The 1,645-nt window shown below is 54.2% G+C and carries 2 protein-coding genes; one reads left to right on the top strand and one right to left on the bottom strand.

Annotated elements, in window-relative coordinates; genetic code table 11:
- Positions 1 to 37: 37 nt before the first annotated feature.
- Positions 38 to 184 carry a hypothetical protein gene (locus AC1DUU_RS31415; RefSeq protein ID WP_476787209.1) on the bottom strand — a complete coding sequence of 49 codons (147 nt, stop codon included), beginning with the start codon at positions 182 to 184 and terminating at the stop codon, positions 38 to 40.
- Between the two features lie 341 nt (positions 185 to 525).
- On the opposite strand from AC1DUU_RS31415, the gene AC1DUU_RS31420 reads away from it, so the two are divergent.
- A complete protein-coding gene (locus AC1DUU_RS31420; RefSeq protein WP_476787210.1) occupies positions 526 to 1,485 on the top strand; it encodes an AraC family transcriptional regulator in 960 nt (319 codons plus the stop codon).
- The last annotated feature ends 160 nt before the right edge of the window (positions 1,486 to 1,645 follow it).

Below are 1,645 nucleotides of genomic sequence, written 5' to 3' on the forward strand. Positions count from 1 at the left end.
CCGCCAGACAGGCGAACCACGATGTCGCTTCGATAGGTCAATTCGCTTTGGCCGATGCGACCGCATCAGGGTAAGCTTGTGGAGAAGACCGGCAGGCCGGGATCAGGTCGGCGGCCTGTGCATCATCGTCAAACGTGCCTTCCTCGTATTTGCGGATTTGCGGACCCAGATACGGATCTGGCATCGCGTATCGTGGCGCTTTGCCAATCCATGCAGCGTCTCGCCCGACAAATATTCCTGCGCGACCTGACGCTAAAACTCGATGCGCGCAGTTTTCATTCGGCAGAAACCTGTTGGGTTGGCGCGCCGCTAACCTGCCGCCGCGCCCGATACTTTCTCATGCAAGAGGCGAGTCGTAATTGACAGAGTTGGGGTGCGAGAGCTGACGGGGATAAACCTTGAGTTATAAAACTTTAACCACGATCCAATGATAAGCTGGTGTTTCGACACTAACACGCCCGTTGTAATGGTCTGTCTTCGGCAATTTGACGTCGTTCGAGTGTGCCGGGCTCCGAACAGAGCAAGATGGATCATGAATGCGGTGTCATCGCTTGGGATTGGACTGACGACATCTGGTCGTCGACGTCGAATATTAGGAGATCGCAAAACGGTCGTGATCCGCCCACAGCTGTTTTTCTCGATATCTCGACGGGGGAAGCCAGCGAAGGTGATAGGACCTTCGCCTTCGAAGCAAGCGCACTTCCAAATGATAGGCGCAAGACAGGGTCGCGAGGGCGACGGTCTGGTGATGTCAGTTTCGACTGCATCGACCTAGACCTTGTGGATCTCTGTAAGGGCCAAGATCGAGGCGAAGCAGCGCAGATGATCCGAGCGGCCGGCTTGTTCCTCTACAATGCTGCAAGCCATTCAAGCATTGGTCTTGARGAACGCGGAGGTGTTCATCTGTTGCTCCGACGCGAGATTGTAGAAGGCGCGCTGGGGTGTCCGATGCCTTCGGCCAACACTATGACGGAGGCGATGGTCGAGTCTCACGTCGCCATGTTCCTGAGGGAACAGATGTTGCTTCTAGCCCAGGTGATGACCACTCTCACCAAAGAGGACAACAACTTTCTGCTCAATCAAACTGCGCGCTTGGCGCTATACACCCTTAAGGGGATGTCGGTGGCGCCGCAGGGAGTTTTGTCGACAGATTCCGTACGAGCGGAACTTTATGATGCCGCGCAGGACTATATTCAGCGGCATTTTTCGAACTTCAATCTTGATGCAAATCGCATTGCCAAGGGCATTGGAGCTTCGCGTGCCACCTTATATCGCGCCTACGCCGACCGCGGTCGCACGGTAGCGGACGCGATACGGAAAATCCGCCTAGAGCATGCCGAGGAAATGCTTAGAGCAGGCCCCGTGTCGACAAGTATTGACGTGATCGCGGAAACCTGTGGGTTTTCATATTCACGCAGTTTTCAGCGCGCATTCCGGGCGTTTTACGGATTGAACCCAAGCAATCTTCGCCCGCGAGTCCGTTGAGCATTGTCCCAGAAATCAGGGGCTTCACTGCGGGCGCATGAAAACAATCAAAAAGATAAACGAATGAGACGGCATGTCTCTTGTGAGACTCCGTGTCGTAGAATGATCTCTGAATCTACGATAGGAACTCGTCTCACTGTAACGTTGACAAGCAATCATC

The organism is Aminobacter sp. P4_H6_2 (assembly GCF_056400805.1).